The sequence below is a fragment of the Endozoicomonas sp. SESOKO4 genome (assembly GCF_024606275.1).
On record NZ_JAHHPS010000212.1, the window covers coordinates 1 to 1,595 of the forward strand.

A 1,595-nucleotide genomic window follows, 5' to 3' on the forward strand; every position below is an offset into this window, starting at 1 on the left:
GTCGATATCAAAACAGTTCACAAAAATTCTGAAGGTGAAGATGTATTTTTTTGATCTAAATGAAGAATCTGACGGGACTAGGAAACTATTCTCTTTTGCTGGTCACTGGCTTGATTGCTTAAGAAATGGAAAAGTATTGTTTATTGATGAGCTACATAACAGCTTACATCCAAATATGGTTAAATTCTTAATCAAGTTATTTAATGATCAAAAGACAAATCCACATAATGCACAATTAGTATTTACAACACATGAAACTTCTGTCTTAGATCAACATGTGTTTAGGAGAGATCAGATTTGGTTTTGTAATAAAGATAAAAATCAATCGACAACGATTTATCCTTTAACAGATTTTAGCCCTAGAAAAGGTGTCTCTAATTTAGAGAAGGCATATCTATCAGGTCGTTATGGTGCTTTGCCGCTAGTAAGCAATTTTCAGTTTTTGGGGTCTAATGATGGGCAGTGAAGATTTATTTCACAAAAGAAAAGCTAGAAAAGCAGAGGATAATAAGAGAAATCAAGCTAAGAGAAAACCTTATGATAGAGCATTAATCGTTTCTGAAGGGGAAAAAACAGAGCCGTTTTATTTCGAAGAAATTAGATTGTTTCATGACCTTGACTCTGCAAATATTGAAATAGATGGTTCTTGTGACTCAAGCCCTATAAACGTAGTTAATTATGCTTACAATCTATATCGTAGAGAGCTTTTGTCAGGGGATACATATAATGTAATTTTTTGTATTTTTGATAGAGATCGGCACTCAACATTTTTCGATGCAATTCAGCGTGTTGACGAAATAAATACGGTACTTGCTAAAGACAAATTGGATGATGAAGTAAAATTCATTGCAATAACGTCAAATCCTGCTTTTGAGTTTTGGCTGTTGCTCCATTACAACGCTACGACAAAACCTTATGCTCCTACTCAAAAGAAGAGTGTAGCGGATCAAGCAATTGACGACTTAAGAAAATATCTGCCTGAGTACAAAAAAACTCAAAGAGGATTATATGAGAAATCAATAATTGAAGGAACATTAGCACCTGCTATTGCACACTCGTCAAGAATTTTTGCTAAAGCTAACCGAAATAATGATGCAGAATCCTGTACTAATGTACATGAACTTGTTGTTTACTTACAAAACATGAAGGAAATCAAGAACGACGCATAATCGGGTAAGAGTTTGTCTTTCTCCAACTTTCCCCACACCACTAGGGAAAAATCATGCCCCCCTGAGATCATTGGCCTGTAGCTTATATTTGCTTTCTTTTTAATACGTCTACGGTCTTATAATTGCGCATCAGGATAAGGCCACAGCATGAATGCTCACGATTTGATTTCACAACTCTTTATTATCAGTGACCCACGCCAAGCTTGGAAAGTCGACCACAAGCTAATCAGCTCTGCAGAGCTAACGGCTGAGCAATTGGGTAAGGCCAGCCGAGAGCATTGGCACACCGAGAATAAGCTTCACTGGAAACTCGATGTTGCGATGAAAGAAGACCAGAGTCGCATCCTAAGAAATGACGGAGCACAAATTTCAGGAGCCTGTCGGACTTGAGCGTGCGTAGCGAGGATTGCAAGAAATTGAGGATAA

3 protein-coding genes are annotated in these 1,595 nt (G+C 37.2%); all 3 read left to right on the top strand.

Features of this window, described 5'->3' with window-relative positions:
- Positions 1-466: ATP/GTP-binding protein (locus KDK16_RS04155; RefSeq protein WP_257274795.1), on the top strand; the 466-nt coding region annotated here is incomplete at its 5' end.
- Positions 456-1,169 carry an RloB family protein gene (locus tag KDK16_RS04160; RefSeq protein WP_257274796.1) on the top strand — a complete coding sequence of 238 codons (714 nt, stop codon included), beginning with the start codon at positions 456-458 and terminating at the stop codon, positions 1,167-1,169. The genes KDK16_RS04155 and KDK16_RS04160, both read left to right, overlap by 11 nt.
- Before the next feature lie 147 nt (positions 1,170-1,316).
- Positions 1,317-1,559: a hypothetical protein gene (locus tag KDK16_RS04165; RefSeq protein ID WP_257274797.1), complete on the top strand. Its 243-nt coding sequence runs from the start codon at positions 1,317-1,319 to the stop codon at positions 1,557-1,559.
- Positions 1,560-1,595: the final 36 nt, after the last annotated feature.

Bases quoted from the DNA above. Each gene is read 5' to 3' on its own strand.
- KDK16_RS04160 (WP_257274796.1), top strand. From the start codon at position 456: ATGGGCAGTGAAGATTTATTTCACAAAAGAAAAGCTAGAAAAGCAGAG.
- KDK16_RS04165 (WP_257274797.1), top strand. From the start codon at position 1,317: ATGAATGCTCACGATTTGATTTCACAACTCTTTATTATCAGTGACCCA.